General features: G+C 66.1%; 10 protein-coding genes and 1 pseudogene. 8 read left to right on the forward strand and 3 right to left on the reverse strand.

The window, feature by feature from the left end:
- Positions 1–174 precede the first annotated feature (174 nt).
- The 3 genes and pseudogenes from ABZ567_RS31550 (at position 175) to ABZ567_RS31560 (ending at position 2,023) form a co-directional block, all read left to right on the forward strand.
- On the forward strand, positions 175–501 hold the full coding sequence (locus ABZ567_RS31550) for a cupin domain-containing protein (RefSeq protein ID WP_360796667.1): 327 nt from the start codon (positions 175–177) through the stop codon (positions 499–501).
- A 426-nt stretch (positions 502–927) separates the two neighbouring features.
- Positions 928–1,146, forward strand: a complete 219-nt coding sequence (locus tag ABZ567_RS31555; RefSeq protein ID WP_360796670.1) for a hypothetical protein — start codon at positions 928–930, stop codon at positions 1,144–1,146.
- A gap of 4 nt (positions 1,147–1,150) precedes the next feature.
- Positions 1,151–2,023, forward strand: a pseudogene (locus tag ABZ567_RS31560) (IS5 family transposase).
- A 223-nt stretch (positions 2,024–2,246) separates the two neighbouring features.
- Here the strand turns inward: ABZ567_RS31560 and ABZ567_RS31565 are convergent.
- Positions 2,247–2,696, reverse strand: coding sequence for a hypothetical protein (locus ABZ567_RS31565; protein ID WP_360796672.1), 450 nt, complete (start codon positions 2,694–2,696; stop codon positions 2,247–2,249).
- Between the two features lie 271 nt (positions 2,697–2,967).
- On the opposite strand from ABZ567_RS31565, the gene ABZ567_RS31570 reads away from it, so the two are divergent.
- Complete coding sequence (locus ABZ567_RS31570) at positions 2,968–3,195, forward strand: hypothetical protein (protein ID WP_360796675.1); 228 nt, start codon at positions 2,968–2,970, stop codon at positions 3,193–3,195.
- A gap of 536 nt (positions 3,196–3,731) precedes the next feature.
- Here the strand turns inward: ABZ567_RS31570 and ABZ567_RS31575 are convergent.
- A complete protein-coding gene (locus ABZ567_RS31575) occupies positions 3,732–4,670 on the reverse strand; it encodes an SDR family oxidoreductase (protein WP_360796678.1) in 939 nt (312 codons plus the stop codon).
- Between the two features lie 1,855 nt (positions 4,671–6,525).
- The gene (locus ABZ567_RS31580) at positions 6,526–8,664 is read right to left on the reverse strand and encodes a DUF4365 domain-containing protein (protein WP_360796681.1); all 2,139 of its coding nucleotides are present in this window, start codon (positions 8,662–8,664) and stop codon (positions 6,526–6,528) included.
- Positions 8,665–9,593: 929 nt separating this feature from the next.
- Between ABZ567_RS31580 and ABZ567_RS31585 the strand changes: the two genes are divergently transcribed.
- The 4 genes from ABZ567_RS31585 to ABZ567_RS31600 all read left to right on the forward strand — a co-directional run bounded on the left by ABZ567_RS31585 (position 9,594) and on the right by ABZ567_RS31600 (position 16,520).
- Positions 9,594–12,944, forward strand: a complete 3,351-nt coding sequence (locus ABZ567_RS31585) for a hypothetical protein (RefSeq protein WP_360796684.1) — start codon at positions 9,594–9,596, stop codon at positions 12,942–12,944.
- A 415-nt stretch (positions 12,945–13,359) separates the two neighbouring features.
- Positions 13,360–15,480: a DEAD/DEAH box helicase gene (locus tag ABZ567_RS31590; protein ID WP_360796687.1), complete on the forward strand. Its 2,121-nt coding sequence runs from the start codon at positions 13,360–13,362 to the stop codon at positions 15,478–15,480.
- A 13-nt stretch (positions 15,481–15,493) separates the two neighbouring features.
- A complete protein-coding gene (locus tag ABZ567_RS31595; RefSeq protein WP_360796690.1) occupies positions 15,494–15,976 on the forward strand; it encodes a hypothetical protein in 483 nt (160 codons plus the stop codon).
- 70 nt (positions 15,977–16,046) lie between these two features.
- Positions 16,047–16,520 (forward strand): NaeI family type II restriction endonuclease, encoded by a 474-nt coding sequence (locus ABZ567_RS31600; protein WP_360796692.1) that lies wholly within the window; start codon positions 16,047–16,049, stop codon positions 16,518–16,520.
- Positions 16,521–16,558 lie beyond the last annotated feature (38 nt).

A 16,558-nucleotide genomic window follows, 5' to 3' on the forward strand; every position in this document is an offset into this window, starting at 1 on the left:
ACGGCTCATCTCCGAGCCGAGACCGTGTTGCACCTCCGCAGCCTTCCCGGCCCCGATGACCCGGTCCAGGCCCACGAGGACCGCAGCGGCTGGCAAGGGAGCGAACTGAACCACATGCGTCCCTTGAACAGACCCATAGCTGACTCCAATCACAGCCAGAAAGGAATCCATCTCATGCTCGCAGGATTCGAGGTAGCCCATGTCGACCAGGCGCCGCAGCAGCAGGTGACTGACGGCATCGCCGTCAAGATGCTGCGGGAGGGAGACGACAACAGCGCCTTGTCGGCGATGCTCATCGAGTTCGCCCCCGGCGCCGTCTTCGGCAAGGAGATCCACGAGAGTCAGGAAATTCTCTTCGTCCTCGAAGGAGAGTTCCACGACGGTGAGCGCGTCCACGGCCCCGGGACGCTGATCACGGCACAGGAAGGCAGCGTGCACTGGCCGCAGTCCCAGACCGGCTGCCGCCTGCTCGTCCTGTACCCCCACGGGGCGACGAAGTGATTCGCTGTAGGGGCGGTCATGACGCGGACGACGGTGGGCGGGTGCGCGAGTCACGCCCCTGTTCACATGGCGGCGGATGTCGTCCCCGGCAGGGGGGTGTTCTTGGAGCACCCGGTCCGCTCCCGGGCCTGTATTCACGGAGGAGGGGACGCGAAAGCGGGGGCGTGTCCGGCGGTTTCCGACAGAGGCGAAGTGTCCGTTCGTGGTGATCGACCGCCACGGAACGGGGGTGAAGAAGGCGTAGGGGAGCATGGTGACGGAGCAGAACGCGGTACTCGAAGTTTCTTACGGATCACCGCCCAAGCTGCGGGCTGTCGGTGGTGGGATGGCGTCATGCGACCTGAGTATTGTGTGACCAGGAACCACGTCGGGGTGTGGCATGAACGTGTGCTGCCGTCGGGGCCAGAACGGATCAGGTTCTGGACGGTGCTGCGTGGCTCGCTCCTGCCGATCCTCGTCTGGACTGGGGTCGCGTGCTTCGCGTACTTCGTCTACAACCCGCTCGTAGCGGTGGTCCTCGGTGGGCTCTTCGCGTTGTCGTTCATCGTGGGGTTCGGGCTCCGCCGCAGGGCAAGGCACTCGGTTCGCTGCAGCGTCTACAGTGCGCTGGGTGGAGTGCTCGACAAGTCCATGGCCGGGTTCTGAGGCGTTGCGGCGGAGGGGGCCCGTCGTTGTATCGGGCGTGTTGACCGATGCCCAGTGGGCCAGGATCGAGCCTCTGTTGCCGGACCGGACTCCTCGCCGAGGTGGACGATGGCGTGATCACCGGCAGGTGATCGATGCAATCGCCTGGAAGTACCGGACGGGATCTCCGTGGATGGACCTGCCTGCGGAGTTCGGCTCGTGGAAGGGTTCCTACAGCCGCCTGCGAACTGGGCGCTCGACGGGACGTGGGAGCGAGTGTTCACCGCCCTGCTGACCCAGGCGGACGCCGATGAGGACCTGAGCTGGGTGGTGCCCGTCGACTCCACGGTCGTTCGAGCCCATCAGCACGCAGCCGGAGCCCGCAAAAGGGGGCTCCGGCTGACGAGCTCGCTGACCACGCCATCGGCCGCTCCCGAGGCGGACTGACTACGAAGATCCACCTTGCCTCCGACGGCAACTGCCGGCTCTGGCTTTCGTGCTTACGGCAGGACAGGTCGGCGACGCGCCCGCCTTCACTGACGTGATGGCACGACTGCGCGTCCCCCGCCGTATCGGACGTCCCCGGACTCGGCCGGACGTGGTCCTGGCCGACAAGGCGTACTCCTCCCGGGCTATCCGGGAGCACCTGCAACGACGGGGGATTCGGGCGGTCATCCCTGTCCCAGCCGACCAGCAGGGCCACCGTCTCCGTCGAGGCAGCTACGGCGGCCGACCACCCGCCTTCGACCGCAAGGCATACAAGCAGCGCAACACCGTCGAGCGGTGCATCAACCGCCTCAAACAGTGGCGAGGCATTGCCACCCGTTACGAGAAGACCGCCACCATCTACCTGGCCGGGCTCCACGTTGCGGCCATCTTCATCTGGTCAACACGATGATCCGAGAGAAACGGCCTAGGCGGCGGTGGTGGCGGCCCCAGGACTCGGTGTCGACGGTGCGGCCGCAGTCGTCGCCGCGGATGGCGGTGCTTCACACTGCCCTGGAGCTCAGGCGTCGGCGAAGGCCATGTCAACCGGATCAAGATGCTCAAGCGCCAGATGTCCGAGCCGGCTTCGACCTGCTGCGCCTGCGAGTACTGCTGGCGGGCTGAGTCCCACGTCGCTACATGCTGATCCAGCAGTACAACCGGTGACCGCGAGCGGCCGCCCTCTCTGCCAGAGCAGCAAGATCTTCCAGGAAACCCGTGAGCCCACTCGGGTCCGAGGGAGCGTTGAAGACACCCGACGCGGACCAACCACGTGCCACTTCGCCCAACTGCTTCCGGTCGAAACGGGCGAGCGAGTCACAAAACCAATCCGTGAGAGACAAGCTGACCACCTCGCCATCACCCACCATTCCGACCAACCGCCCGTGCCGCGGATCGGCCTCGATGCCATCGGCAGCCCGCCCCGTAATGAGCACCTCTGCAGGCAGCAGCTCGACCACCGGATCGATGCCCTTCACGACAAACGAGTCGTACCCCGTTCCCATCGGCTGTCCGTCCTCACGAACCACAGCCCGAGCGGCGTCCTCATCGTCAGCAGCGGCGTAGTAGCCGAAGAGAGCTCCCATACAACCGATCATGGCACTCACCACCGACAACGAGCCCGGCAGGCAGCCATACCCAGTCATCGATCACCACGCGGGGTCACCGACCACGAAAAGGGCCTGGGCAGGTCGCGTGGCGGATTCACCAGCAAGCTCCACCTGAGCGCGGACGGCCGCTGCCGCTGGGACCCCCAGACCCTCCAGCGAACGCGGACCGCAGGCCATGCAGAACCTGCGCATGGACTTCCTCATGCTGCTCCCGTGAAACCGGCGCGTGGTCCTGGAGGTCGATGGCATGCAGCACTACACCCGCAACGCAGGAACCGAACCCGACAGCACGAAGTACGCCGCGACCATGGCCGGCGACCGCGCCCTGAAGTTCCGCGGCTACGAGGTCTTCCGGTTCGGCCACGACGAACTCCGCGACCGCGACCGCGCCCAGCCCCTGCTCGCCGACTTCTTCACCACGCTCCTCGACCGCTCACCCGCTGGTCCGTCCCAAGTGCTGTCAGCCCAAAGCTGACAGCGGGGCATCGTGCACCGTCATCACCAGCGGGGGGCGTTGGCGGGGGAGAGGTCGGGGCGCGCCCGATGCCAGCGCGCAGCGTGGCGCCAGCGACCGGAGGCATCGCGGGCGACGTCGATACGACCTCCACCACCAGCTCGGGCTCCACCAGCGTGACGGACAGCTTCTCGCTGCTTCCGCACCGGCGGAGAAGGACCACCCCGTCCATGAGTGGCCGCGCCGGGACCGGTGCAAATTCCCCGCAAAAGCCGTACCAGTTGCCCCGCCGGGGGTGGTGGTGCGGCCGATGTACTGAAAGCGCCCCTCGTCGTCGTACCTGCCCAGCAGCAGCGACCGAGGAGCGGCCGCAGGGCCGCTGAATGCGCCGACGACCGCTTCCGTTGTGGCGGAAGAACCCGCGACCCGTGAATAAAGCCTGAACCCTGCCGGCAGCACCCCCGCATCTGACATCACTCGGCTCCGGGGACACGCGGCCGGTGTGGCGTGAATTTATCGGACCTGTCGAGCACGACGGTGCCGCCGCAGGGTAGGAATCATGACGTCCACGGCGCGCAGCGTCGGACGCTGTGCGCGAGGGCTTCGAGTACCTCGGAGCGGGTCACCTGGGTGGGGAGCAGCCGGGTCAGGTGGGAGGGCATGTCCGGCTGGCCGGGTGGCAGGAAGCCGATTTGGGCTACGCGGGCCATGCCGCGTGCGCGAGGTTGCGGGGTGGAGGGATCGGCCAGCAGGGGTCCGGTGGCCGGGCGGCCTGCCTCGTTGAGGAAGTCGATGCAGGCTTGTTCCAGGTCGGCTGCGGTCAGGCGGGCGGGGCCGGCGGTGACCCAGTGGAGGCCGGGAGCCGTGCTGTCACCGCGGATCTGGGCTTCGGTCAGCGCGGTGACGTAGTCGACGAGGGTCTCCATCGGGAGGATGTCGGTCCAGTGGTCGGGGTGGATGGGCAGCGAACCGGGTCGCGCTTGCAGCATGGCGGTGAACAGGGCGTGCGGGAACTGGTGTCGCGGGGCGGCGAGCGCGTTTCGGGCGGCGAACAGGAGCGCGGTGCGCACGATCGCGACAGGCTGGCTGCACTGGGCGGCCAGTTCCTCGCTGCGGCGCTTGGACTGGCCGTACGCGCGCATGGAGCGGGCGGCGAGGTCGTCCCCGGGGATGTCGAAGGCGGCTGAGGCGGAGGAGAGCAGGACGACGGGCACGCGGGCGTCCTCAGCGAGCTCCAGGATCCTGCGGGTGCCCTCGGCGTTGACGTTGTCGAAGGCGGTGCGGTCGCGGGGGGCGAAGTCGGTGAGACCGCCGCAGTGCACGATGACGTCGATGTCGGCGGCCAGTTCGCGGCGCTGGCTGTTGCTCAGGCCCAGGCCGTCGGCGGTCAGGTCGGCCTGCACGCACGTGGTGGCGCCTTCGGGCAGGCGGCGGTGGACGAACGCGGTGACGTCGTGGTGGACGGCGAGTGCCGGGAGCAGGTTCGCCCCGATCACGCCGGTTGATGGTCTGCACGAGGTTGTCAGCGGTGAGTCGTCACCTGGATGTCAGCGGTGTAGCCCGGGTGGCCTGCTAGTTCTTACTGTCGGGTGGTGACGAACTGGCACTGACAGTTGTGACGAAGGGCAAGGCCAGTCTTGTGCAGACTCCTATGACAGCCGGATGTTTGCGCAGGCCAGAGGCGTGCAATCTCCGTCGTGTCGCAGCTGGTTGAGGGTGAGCAGGGCAGTGCACTCTGAGCTGGGCATTCTCACTTCGATGAGCGCATCTCGCTTGTAGCGATTTGCTGTAGATGCTGTCAGCTGGCCGCAGGTTAGATGGCCTATGGAAGGGCTGGCCTGCGTTTATCTGCCTGCCTGCAGGCCGCGACTGCGTTGCTCACGTAGAGCGGATAATGCGCAGCTTCACCGAGCTGCCGGTGTACGTGGTCGAATCTCCGGGGGCTGGGGCGGGGCCTGTCGGCTTTGAGTTGCGCCTGGGCGCGCGGGGCAGTGCGGTGATACATGCCGGATTGTCGATGGAGGGGCGGACGCGGGCGGCCGGGTGAGGCGAACGGGTGCCGGTGCTGCTCTGCGCTTGTGGAAACTTTTCTGCGAACCGGCTTTGCGTTCTGAGGCTCGGGTTGCGGCCGCCGCAAGGCTCTTTCCGAATTGCTCACGGAAATGGCAACGTCAGCGGGCGCTGGTCCAGCTGGGCTCCGGACGCTGTTCCGGGGTTCGACCATGGGACAGGTCCGACGTAGGCCACTGCATGGCACGACGTCTGCGGAATCTGCATCGAGGCGATGCTCCTGAGACGTCTGTTGGGTGAGCGATGCTCATCACTGCGACTTGAGGCGGGCGGGAGTACGTACCTCGATACCCGTGGGCTGTTCAGGGCGGGCAGGCATCAGCGGACAACGCTGCTTCAGACGCTGTCAGTGTCGTGCCCGACACTGGGGGAGGCGCTGTCACTGGCTTTGATGTGAGGGTAGAGGCGCCAGCCAGCTGTTCAGCCAGCTCCGGCGGCTGCTCGACGACGACATAGACCTCCTCGCCATGCTGCGCGCTGCCGGGAGCCGGAGGCGACCACCGCCTCCCTCGTCCCGCCCTCCGGCTCGATGCCCCGAACGATGACCGCTCTCCAACTCATCGGGGCCTCACCTGCTTGGTGAGACGGTAGAGCGGGTCGGCAGGACCGGATCAGCCTCGCTCGGCAGTACGACTCGCGTGATGAGGGGCGGAGCTACCGGGATGGTTGCTCACCGCATCGCGGACCACCGCTGAACGATGCTGCTTGAGTGCAGGGAGTAGACGTTGGCCTAGATCACTGTCGACATGTGTGTTCGACATGGTCCAGGCGATGATGAGAGGGACTTGACAGCCAGAATGGTGTGCGCCGGCGACAACGGCTTCCCGACAGGCAGCGTTGGGCTTCAAGGCCAAAGTGCGCATGAGGGCGGCTGCAGCTTCGCCTCTGATGCGGGGGTTCGGGTCGGAGGCGAGGGCGAGGAGCATGCCTTGCGACAGCGGCTCGTCGGTGTGGGAGGCTGTGCGGCTGAGCAGACGCGTGGCTGACAGCCGCTGCGCAGCGCTGCCCCGGAGCAACTCGGTGGCATGCGTCGTGACTGAGTCCGCATCCAGTACACCGAGCGCATGGCCGAGTGTGAGCGCTGACTCCCGCATCGTTTCTGGAGTTGTCCAGGCGTTCACGCCCTGTAGCCGGTCCGGCTGAACTGCCACGGAGCTTCGGAGCTGCATCGCTACGGAGTCCGGCAGCTCATCGGCTCTTTGGGACAGGAGCCGGAGGGCGCCCAGCTTGTGTTCGACGGCCACCCTTGGATCGGTGACGAGTTTGAGGGCCGTTGCCCAATCAGCATGCTCGGGAGCCGTCAGGTTGCACCAGACCGTAGTCACTGCCCCCGCCGCTCCACGAGTTCCGTGCTGCTTCGGCCAGATGCACACGGCACTGCTCCGCGGCAAGCCTGGTCAGCCGGCTGTTGAATGCGTCCTTGAGGAGTTCGTCTGGCAGGGACTCGAAGGCTTCAACATCACCTTCTTTCACCCGTTGGATCAGAGTGCCCTGGGCGCTGTCATCCCCGGCCTGCGCCAGCAGACCCAGCATGGTGGCGGACAGCACCGGATGACTCTGACTACTTGCTGCCTGTCGCCAGGCTTCCGCATCAGCACCCAGAGCAGCTGGCCTCAGCTGCCACACGAGGCTGGCAAGGTCGTCCTCGGCTCGGAATCTGCCGCGCTCGAGAACTCGCAGGACGTGAGAAATCGTTGCTGCGTGAACAACGTCGCTTGCTGCCGACAAAACCCGGCGCAGCGCCTTCAGAGTGAAGTAGTCACTGACGAAGTCGGGGCGCACCTGCTCCTGGAAGGTCCGTGGGTCGTCGAGGATCCGGAGGCATTCGGTTGCGGCCGCGTCCGCTTCTTCGGCAGTCAAGAGATCACCCGCCGTTTCCCACAACAACAGCGTCGTCCGCGCCGTCGTGTGCCGCCACGGGGCCTTCAGAGAGTGAGTGAGGGCGGGAATCAGGCTGTCGATCGGCCCCTCTGCCCACAAGCGCCATGCAGCGAGGGACAGCTCTCTCCTGCGTCCGTAGCGACGCAACCCATCCAGCGCGTCCACCAGATGATCGATCTGCGTCTCGGCGCCGGCCGTGGAGGTGTTCCGCCAGAGCGCCTCATTGCGAACCAGCGCAAAGGTGGCCCGCTGGCCCGCGGCACTGGCCGCGCTGCGCCGTGCGCCGCTGAAGGATGCTTGCAGCCACACACCCTGCAGTCGAGCATCGGCCGATTCCGTGGGCCTCGAGCCTGGCTCCTCAAACGCACTCCACGCGGCGAAGGCGCTTTTGCCATGCTCGGTGAGTGCCTGAGCGATCGACTGCGACCGCCACCAAGTCGAGGCGGTGTCGCTGGCAGTCAGGGTCTGCTCAAGGTTTCGAACATCCCAGCGCGAGGACTCGAACAAGAAGGCGGCTGCTGCTGCGGTGATAGCTCGGGCAGTGACGTCATCGGCATCCAGCTCGACCGTACGTTGACTCTCAGCTGCCAGCCGCCTGGCACGCGCGATGTCGCCGCGTTCCCCGACCAGCAACGCCTTGTGCAGCAGGACCCAGGCATGGTCGACAGGGGACAAGTCCTCGCCCGCCGCCTGAAGGGCGTTCTCTGCCTCATCCCAGCGCTCGCCATCGGCAAGGAACACGGCACAGGCCACAGCCGCCGCAGCCCGCCGATACGCGTGCTTGGCATGCCTGGAGTCGTCAGCTGCTGCCAGCTCTACCAGGGCGGAAACATCCCCGTGTTCGACAGCGCGACGGTACGCGTGCAGAAAGCGCCACCGCCATCCCGTCTGCTGGTCCTCTCGTTGCAGAGGCGGATTTGCGCCGACATAGCGCTTGAGTTCCCTGGCACGTCCCTGAGAAACGAGAGCGATCGCCTCTTCCGGTTCCAGCACGCGACTATCACCCGTGTTGGGATTTGGGGCGATGAGCCGCGGGACGACCAACGCGTACCGCACGGCCCGGCCAGGAGCTACCGATCTGGAGCCCGCAGTCCACGTAGTGCCTTCCAGCGTCCCCGCCGACTTCTCTGTCGCCGCGACATCGAGCAGGGCCGGCAGTTGGGCGCGTTCCACACGCTGATCAGACGGCACCAGCACTTTGAAGCCCTCGCCAGCGGGCTGGACGCTGTCCTTGGTGACGTGCGCCCAGTAAGAGGTTCGGGTGCCAGGGTCGTGCAGCACCATCAGGTGCGGCAGACCGTGCTGGACCCAGTCCTCGAAACGCCGAGCGTCGGATTCCGAGTACCACCATCCCTCCAGCACATCCGTCTCATCGTACTGAGGATGGGCGAAGAAACTGTCACCTGATTTGACCTGGGCTGTCATAAGCACGGTGCGGTCGAATCGCCGCTCATCACGAACCTGCAAGAAAAGATCGATCCCGAGGTCATGCTGATTGTTCTCGACCGGCCCCCAGCCGATCTCCTCGAAGTCGCCCATGACCCGGTGCACCCCAGCGCTCCCGGTTGCCTCCTGTTGGCTGCCGCGCATGCCCACGATGATGTCCTCTCTGCACACCCTCCCGTACGGCGGGAAACAAGAGAATCACAGGAGATGCACCAGCGCCGGAACGACCTGATTGATCTCTCTGCTGCCTACCAAAGCACGCAAGCAGCAGGCTTCAGACAACGACGTCCGCAACAACCCCAATCACACCTGCCGCCCACACCGCCCCTGACCACAGCCGCTCACGCCACACAGGTAACCGGCCCGGAGTCACGCATGAAACCGCTCCCATGAGACGGGGCGCCAAAGCGCCAAGGCCATGGCATTGCTGCCACGACAAGGCCGCCCGGTGACAACGGGCGAACGGCTTCCCGGGCGGGCTCTTGCAGACATCCTCCGTGAGGTAGCCAACATGGCTGACCGGAGGCTCAAGGGCACCGCGACAACGGCGACGTTACCCGCGCAGTCAAGGTCGCCTGCGATGTCCATGCCCTCTTCTAGTACATCGAGCCGAGGTACGAGGCTCTGCCAAACTGGCTCGACCGCGCGGCGCTGGACGACCGTTTCATCGCCTCGGCCGTGCTGCTGCAGTCCCAGCACCCCAGGTCTTCTTGGCCCGCCGTTCCCAGCGACCTCAATACGCGGACCAAGCTGGCCGCGGTTGCACCGCCGTTCATCGAGCCGGAGTGAACCGCGGCGTCACCCCCCTGCCAGCCCGCCAGTCCGGCGCCGAAACGCTGGGGAGTAGTCGATGGGGTGTTGGTGTCGCGTCCGCCGATCGTGCGCTGCTTGTCTCCGGGACGGAAGCCGGAGTGGTCGGCCGTAGGAGGGCGGCCGAAGTGCCCAAAGACGGAAGCGAGAACCCCGTCGAGGCTAGGGTCTTGCTTGATGGTGCGAGCGGAGGGGCGGGGACGGTCATGGGGGTGTCGCTGTACTCGTCAGGCGGCGGCGGGACGGTGCTTGAGCACCGTTACGCAGCCGTCCTCCTGTCGGCGCTGTTGACCGGCAGTTCACTCGACGAGCTGGGCGACGCCTTGATCGAGCCGGCAGAGATCCGTCTCCAGGCAAGAGTTCTGACTTGCGTCGACGACATCATGGTCATCGGGCGCCGTCGTGGTGGGACCGAGGAGTTCACGGCGTGCATCGGAGTACGGCGCGACCCCAGCTTTGTCCCCTCGGACGACCCGACTGTGAAGCTCGTCGGCAACTACCTCACAGAGATCACGGAGCACTGGGAAGAGATCGAGTCTGGCCACCGCAGACTCGTGCTGGCGGTTGTCGAGCGGAGCCCTCACGCCTTTCAGGTCGCATCCCTCACCCAGCTTGCGCGGGGGAAGAGCCCGGACGTTTTCCGGCAGGTCGCCTCCGAGCCTGGCCCCACGAACGCTGATCTGCGCGGCCGCCTTGCGATGTTCGACCAGGTCGTCGCCGAAGCCGCGACTCGAAACCGTCTGGATACCAGCGTCGTCGATGCGGCCGAGCTGTCCTGGCGGTTGCTGTCGAGGCTGAGAGTCAAGCGCCTGCGCCTGGAAGACGGTGACGGGCAGGACCGCAGCCACGCGGTCGACCGCCTGCGCGGTGTCGCGTTCAAGGACACGCTGGACGCAGCCGAGGCAGTCATGTCGAAAATCGAGCACCAGATAGGCGACTGGGTGCCCAGCGGCGCCTGGGTCACCGAGAACATGCTGCGCCGTGAACTTGCACCTCGGCTCAAGCAGCGCTTCTCTGCCATCCCGGCGCCGGAACGGCGACAGCAGTTTGTCGAGCCGGACGCGGTGACGCGTGGCCCTGTCGCCTACCTGGGGCTCGACCGGGACCTTGAGCAAGCCCGGAAGCTGGAGACGACACATCCCGCTGAGGCTGCCGCACGGTATGAGGAGCTGGCGCAGGCACTCGACGATGCCGGCTGGCCGTCCTTCGCCCTGTCCATGCGCCGAAAGCAGGCGGAGGTTCTGCACCACCAGGCGGGTGATCACGACGCCGGCACGTCCATCGACGTGTCCGTTATGGCCACAGCCCTCGAAGCCGGTGAGCCGTGGCTAGTCAACTCGATCATTCACCGGCTGTCCGAGGAGCAGACTGACGCCGCCGATCATCTGATCCGTTCGGCGAACGCACTGGGGGACCTGGCTGGCTTCGAGCACTACCACCACGTCTCGCTGGCGGACATCACCACCAGCATTGACGCGCTGCTGCCCGAATGCCCTCATGCGGTTCTGGCAGGAGCATGGTTCGCCGAGCACGCCGTCGCCCAGGGCCGACTGGACCTGGTCCAGGACCGGGCGGACGTCCTGAGAGCTCTCGCTGACGCCGGGGCCGAAGCCGACATACTTCTGCGAGCGCGCCTGTATGCCTGCCTGGCAGACACCGACCGCTCGGGAACGGCATGGAAGAATCTCACGGCGGCCTCGTACCCGCCGTCGATCACTGCGCTTCTGCGTGCCCGGCATGCCCGCTTCCTGGCCGAGACCGGCCGGGGCCAGCAGGCGCTCGACCGGTACGAGGAGGCGATCGAGCGTGCTGTCCGCTGCAAGAACCATCTCGACGCCGCGACGTGGATCGAGGCACAGAGCCTGGTCCGCCTCCGCTACCACCTTCAGACCGACGAGATCGGCCTGACGTTCCCGAAGGCCACCGCCCTGCGAGCAGCAGGTCAGGGAAGCGTCATGGGCATCCCGACATCAGTGCGCGAGCGGACCCTCGGGCGCCTCGCGAACCGGGCGCACTCCGCAGAATGCCGACAGGCCCTGACGCAGTACCTGCGCCACAGTGTGGCATCAGCCAGTTGGTCGGCCGAACGCGAAGCCCACGAACTGTTCGGACGACTGCACCTTGAGCACGAACTGACCAGTCAGGCCGCTGGCCACTTCACCGCGGCCGGCAGCGACAAGGCACTCAAGGAACTGAGCAAACAGCTACCTGAAGAACAGCTCGATCTGCCCGTACCCCCACTCTGGACGGACCTGCCCCGCTGGAAACGCAAGAGCCTGTTCCTCACAGCCCAAACCATGACCGACCTGCTGCCCGACCCACAGACCCGCGCATGGACAGACCTGGCCTTGGAAGAGGTCACCAGCCTCGCGACGGCCCAGCCCGACATGCCGTACGTTCACCAGGCCGCTGCCGAGCTGCTCGCAGAAGCAGCCCCCGCCTTCACGAGCGAGCAAGCCCGCCGGTTTCTGGACCTCACCGAGCAGTGGCACGCAACAGGAATGACAGCCGACCCCAGAGTGGGCGCCCCCTACGCCCTAACCCTCCTTGCCATCGCCCGCCACCACCCCGGCCCGCAACGAGCCGAAGCAGTTGACCGGGCATGCCAGGCGATGCTCGCCGACTACACGATGTCGCAGACCATTCTTGGGGCAGGAGACGTCCTCAAACTGCTGCCCAGCGTCGTTGCCGAACGCTGCAGCACCAGCGCCGGCCGCGGGGGAGTGGCCGCGGCCCTCGCGCTCGTCCTGGCCGACACACCCGCTGACGATGCCTGCCCGCTCGCACAGTCGCTGCTCGACGGAGTCCTTCAGCGACCAGGTGCCGTCCCCCTGCCGCCAGCGGCATCACTACCCCGCGTAGCACTGCTGGTGAACCACCTGCTTACACCATCAGACAGCGACGTTCTCGCCGAGACACTGGACCTCCAGGCCCGAGACCACACCAATACCGCACACGTCCGCCAGGACGCTCTGAACGCACTCAAGTACCTCGCGCCCAGGCTTACCCCGCAGCGCCGCTCGCAGTTCCTCGCAACCGCCATGGACGCAGTCAGAGGACTTCTGGACGGCAGCGACGGAGACGATCACGAAGCCATCCACCCCTACGAACGGTTCCGCTTCGAAAGAGGACCGAGCACCCTGCGATACGCCGGCCTCAGCGCAGCATGTCGCCTCGCGCACAAATCAGCCCAGCAAGACCTCATCGTGACCGCAGCTCTGCCACTCCTGGCACACCACGGCAAAGACATCGACCGGCTCGTCGCACGCGACCTCGCCATGCTGCCGAACGAAGGCCTCATCCCGTTGATCCCGAGCCTGTCAGGACACGCCTCACCCTGGGCCCGCGCCCTGGCCGCGCACCTGTGGTGCCATGCAACCGACCGGACGGATCTCACCGACCTCGGCTGGCAGTTCGCCTGCGACCCATCCCTCCCTGTCCGCTACACCCTGGCCCGAGCCCTTCCCGGCACAGCGCCGTACGACGACATCCGGGCCACGCTCCGACAGGACTGCCGGCGCGCCGTACGCCTGGAGGCCATGGAGCCACCCGGCAGCCCCTGAGCGCACGCCACCTCGAACGATTCTGAGTGAACCGCTGGGGCAAGTCCTGCAATGACTCCGCGCCTGCCAGCACCGCAACGGAGAGGTCTTCCTGCGCGCATGCCAGCAGGGCGATGAATGCCTCAAGAAAGCTGAAGATCAACCCGCTGGAGAGAGGCAACAGCCCGCTGACGACAACGGCATCCGAGTCTCCGAGCGGATCAGCAGACGGCGCCGACGGGACTTCTCAACAACATCCCCTCTCCAACTGCATTGGGGCTTCGGCCTGGCCTTCTGGTTGGCGCCGGCGTCAGCACCGGAGCCGTGAGCGGCCTGCAGGGCGGCCGCGGACCCACTACGCTGAGCACGGCGTTGTATCGGTCAAGTTATCGACGCTGAGGCGCCGGTCAGCGATCAGCGGGGGGATGGAGCGACTGTGGCGTTCGCACGCAAGACCAGCGACTCGAGTCTGCCGGACGACCCGCTGCATCTCTACAGGATGCTTGCGGTCATCAACCGCGGCCCTGCCGCCGTGTGGGGGCACCAGCAGGACGTGCTGCGTGCCTGGCATCAGAAGAAGTCCGCGGCCGCGGATGTGGCCATCGAGCTTCCCACGGGAGCGGGTAAAACCCTGGTCGGCGGTCTGATCGCCGAGTTCCGCCGCCGCACCGCCCGTGAACGGGTCGCCTACCTCTGCCCCACCAAGCAGCTCGCGCAGCAGACTGCGGCCGCGTTCGACGAGTACGGCATCCCCAACGCCCTACTGATCGACCGCGTCCCCACCTGGAACCCGGCCGACCGCGCCCGCTTCGAATCCGCCGATGCAGTCGCCGTCAGCGTGTACAGCCACATTTTTAACTCCAACCCCGCAATCAAGAATGCCAGCCTGTTGGTCCTGGACGACGCGCACGCAGCTGAGGGCTACGTCGCCAAGCCGTGGCGCCTGACCATCAGCCGACAGGACGAGAGCGCCTATCTGGATGTCCTGTCTGCCCTCGAACCGGCTCTCGACCCCTTGGTCCTGCCTCGGCTGAAAAACAGCGACACCGACAAAGCGTCCCAGCCCTATGTCTACCTGGCCTCCCCGATCGGTGTGGCCGCTCACGCAGCGCAGCTTGAGCGCACGGTGAGTTCCGCAGTCGAGGGCGGCAAATTCGATGGCAAGCGGGCAGACGAAGCCCGGCACGTCTGGAAATTCCTGCAAGGCCGCCTGGACCGCTGCCTGTTCTACGTCGCCTACGGCCAGATCGTCATCCGTCCCTTCATCCCGCCGACCTGGCAGCACGCGGCGTTCAGTGACCCCGAACGCCGGATTTACATGAGTGCCACCCTCGGCGACGGAGGCGAGCTCGAGCGGACTTTTGGCCGCAAGAAGATCGAGCGCATCCCGGTTCCCGAAGGCTGGGAGAACCAGGGAACCGGCCGCCGCTTCTTCGTCTTCCCCGAACTGGCCTCCGACCTTGCAGCCGACCGCACCGAGCTGCCCGCTTTCGTGTCCAGCACGATCAGCGAGGCCGGACGCGCCGTCGTGCTCACTCCCGACACCCGAACCCAGGACTCCTTCATCACGTCGATGCTGCCCAGCACGTACTCCGTTTTGAAGGCCAGTGACGTTGAGGACGACCTGTCGAAGTTCACGGCCCAGCACAACGCAGCATTGGTGCTGACCAACCGGTACGACGGAATTGACCTGCCTGGAGACGACTGCCGCCTTGTCATCCTTGCCGGCCTGCCCGCACGAGGTGATCTGCAGGAGCGGTTCCTCCACGAGTCCCTTGGTGCTGTCGAAGTCCTCCAGGAACGCATCCGAGCACGCATCCTGCAGGGATCCGGGCGGGCGACACGCAACCCTCAGGATTACGCAGCCGTCATGATCCTCGGACAGGCTCTCACCGCCTACCTTTCAGGCCGGGACGTTCAGGCCGCGATGCACCCCGAAGTACACGCGGAGCTTGAGTTCGGTTGGGAGAACAGCCGACAGTACGACTCGGTTAACATGACCGACAATCTCCGTGTCTTCTTCAAGCACGACGCTGCATGGGCCGAAGTCGACGGAGACATCGTCCGCGAGCGGGACAATTACACCCGCGCTGTCGCCCCCAGTAGCAAGGAACTGCAGGCATCGGTCCGCTACGAAGTCGAAGCCTGGCAGTCGATCTGGAACAACCAGTGGGACTGGGCCCTCACCGCAGTCCGGCAAGTACTCAACCGACTTCAGGGCGAGCGCACCCCCCCGACGCTACGCCGCACTGTGGAGTTACCTCGGCTTCGGAATCGCTCACCGTCTCGCCCAGCAGACCACCGACCCCACCTACCTCGCTACGAGCGCCGACTACTACCGAAACGCTCAGCGGATGAGCACCGGCACATCGTGGCTGTCCCACCTTGCCTCGCCCAGCGACAAGGCCAGCGCCCCCAGCGCTTTGCCGCTCGACGAACTGGACGAGGCCGCTATGCGCGGTGTCCTCTCGCGGCACAAAGACATCGGCAGCACCTTCGAAGAACATGCAAGCAAGGCACGCGCGGGTCTGGCGGGTACGGAATACCTGGCCTATGAGGGGGCCCTGGTCGTGCTCGGCCAGCTTGCCGGCACCTCTGAAAGTTACGGAAACGACAACGATGACTCCCCGGCCGCCCCGGACGCTGTCTGGATCTTCGAGGACACCCGCTGGATCATCTGGGAAGCCAAGAGCCAGGCCGAAGCCAAGGGCATGGTCAGCCCCAATGACGTGAGACAAGCAGGATCCCATCTGAGAACAGTCGAGACCGAACGAGGGAAATCGGCACCCAGCGACTCGATCTGCGTCCTCATGTCACCCAAGCCGGGAGTCCTGGCACAGGCACGCGCTCTGGCCGATGAACACCTCTACTTGGTCAGCCCGAACCCGGTGCTCGAGATCTTCGACCGGCTGCTGCGCGCATGGCGGACGGCACACAGCCGCTCGATCCCCTCACTCACACCACCTCAGCTCGCTGAGATCTTCCAAGCAGAGCAGGCGCTGCCCTCACAGTGGATGCCGATGCTCCGTGCGACGCCTGTCAGACCGCAGTAGAGCTTTTGGTGTTCAGCACGTTGTAGACGTCGCTGCCCACTCTGCCCGCCTGCAGTCGGAGCACGAGGCGATGCGCCGGCGCCAGGAGGAGCAGAAGCGGGTCGCGGAGGAAGCGCGGCTGGCGGCCCAGGCGGAGATCGAGCGTGTCCGGCTGGAGGAAGAAGCTCGCCTGGCCCCTGCAGACGACGCGTCCGCGAGGCATCCCCAGCGCCGCAACAATCTCTTCCGGGTTGTGCAGCGCCGGCTGATCGACCGTGGTGCTGTCAGCGCCGTGGCGATGACCCAGGACTCCGCGAAACGAGTACGCCAGGCCAGAAGGGACCTGCTGGCCGAAGGAATTCTCATCCTCGGGCCGAACGACAACCAGCGACGGGTCTCGGCAGCGCTGGGACTTCCTCAGCCGGGGCCGGGACAATGGATAAGCGTCAGTGTCACCCACCGGCGTCCCGACGAGGCCGAAGGCCCGTTCGCCGAGATCAAGGGCGAGCAATGGAGAGTCACGACCCCTGGCGATCCTGACGAAGCCGTACCGGCGGTTCTCTAGCGGCTCGGCCCGCCCCTGGATGCTGTTGCCAGGGGGTA

Origin of the sequence: Streptomyces sp. NPDC016459 (assembly GCF_040632845.1) — a bacterium.
GTDB lineage: Bacteria > Actinomycetota > Actinomycetes > Streptomycetales > Streptomycetaceae > Streptomyces.

Bases quoted from the DNA above. Each gene is read 5' to 3' on its own strand.
- ABZ567_RS31550 (WP_360796667.1), top strand. From the start codon at position 175: ATGCTCGCAGGATTCGAGGTAGCCCATGTCGACCAGGCGCCGCAGCAG.
- ABZ567_RS31565 (WP_360796672.1), bottom strand. From the start codon at position 2,696: ATGGGAGCTCTCTTCGGCTACTACGCCGCTGCTGACGATGAGGACGCC.
- ABZ567_RS31570 (WP_360796675.1), top strand. From the start codon at position 2,968: ATGCAGCACTACACCCGCAACGCAGGAACCGAACCCGACAGCACGAAG.
- ABZ567_RS31580 (WP_360796681.1), bottom strand. From the start codon at position 8,664: ATGGGCGACTTCGAGGAGATCGGCTGGGGGCCGGTCGAGAACAATCAG.
- ABZ567_RS31600 (WP_360796692.1), top strand. From the start codon at position 16,047: ATGCGCCGGCGCCAGGAGGAGCAGAAGCGGGTCGCGGAGGAAGCGCGG.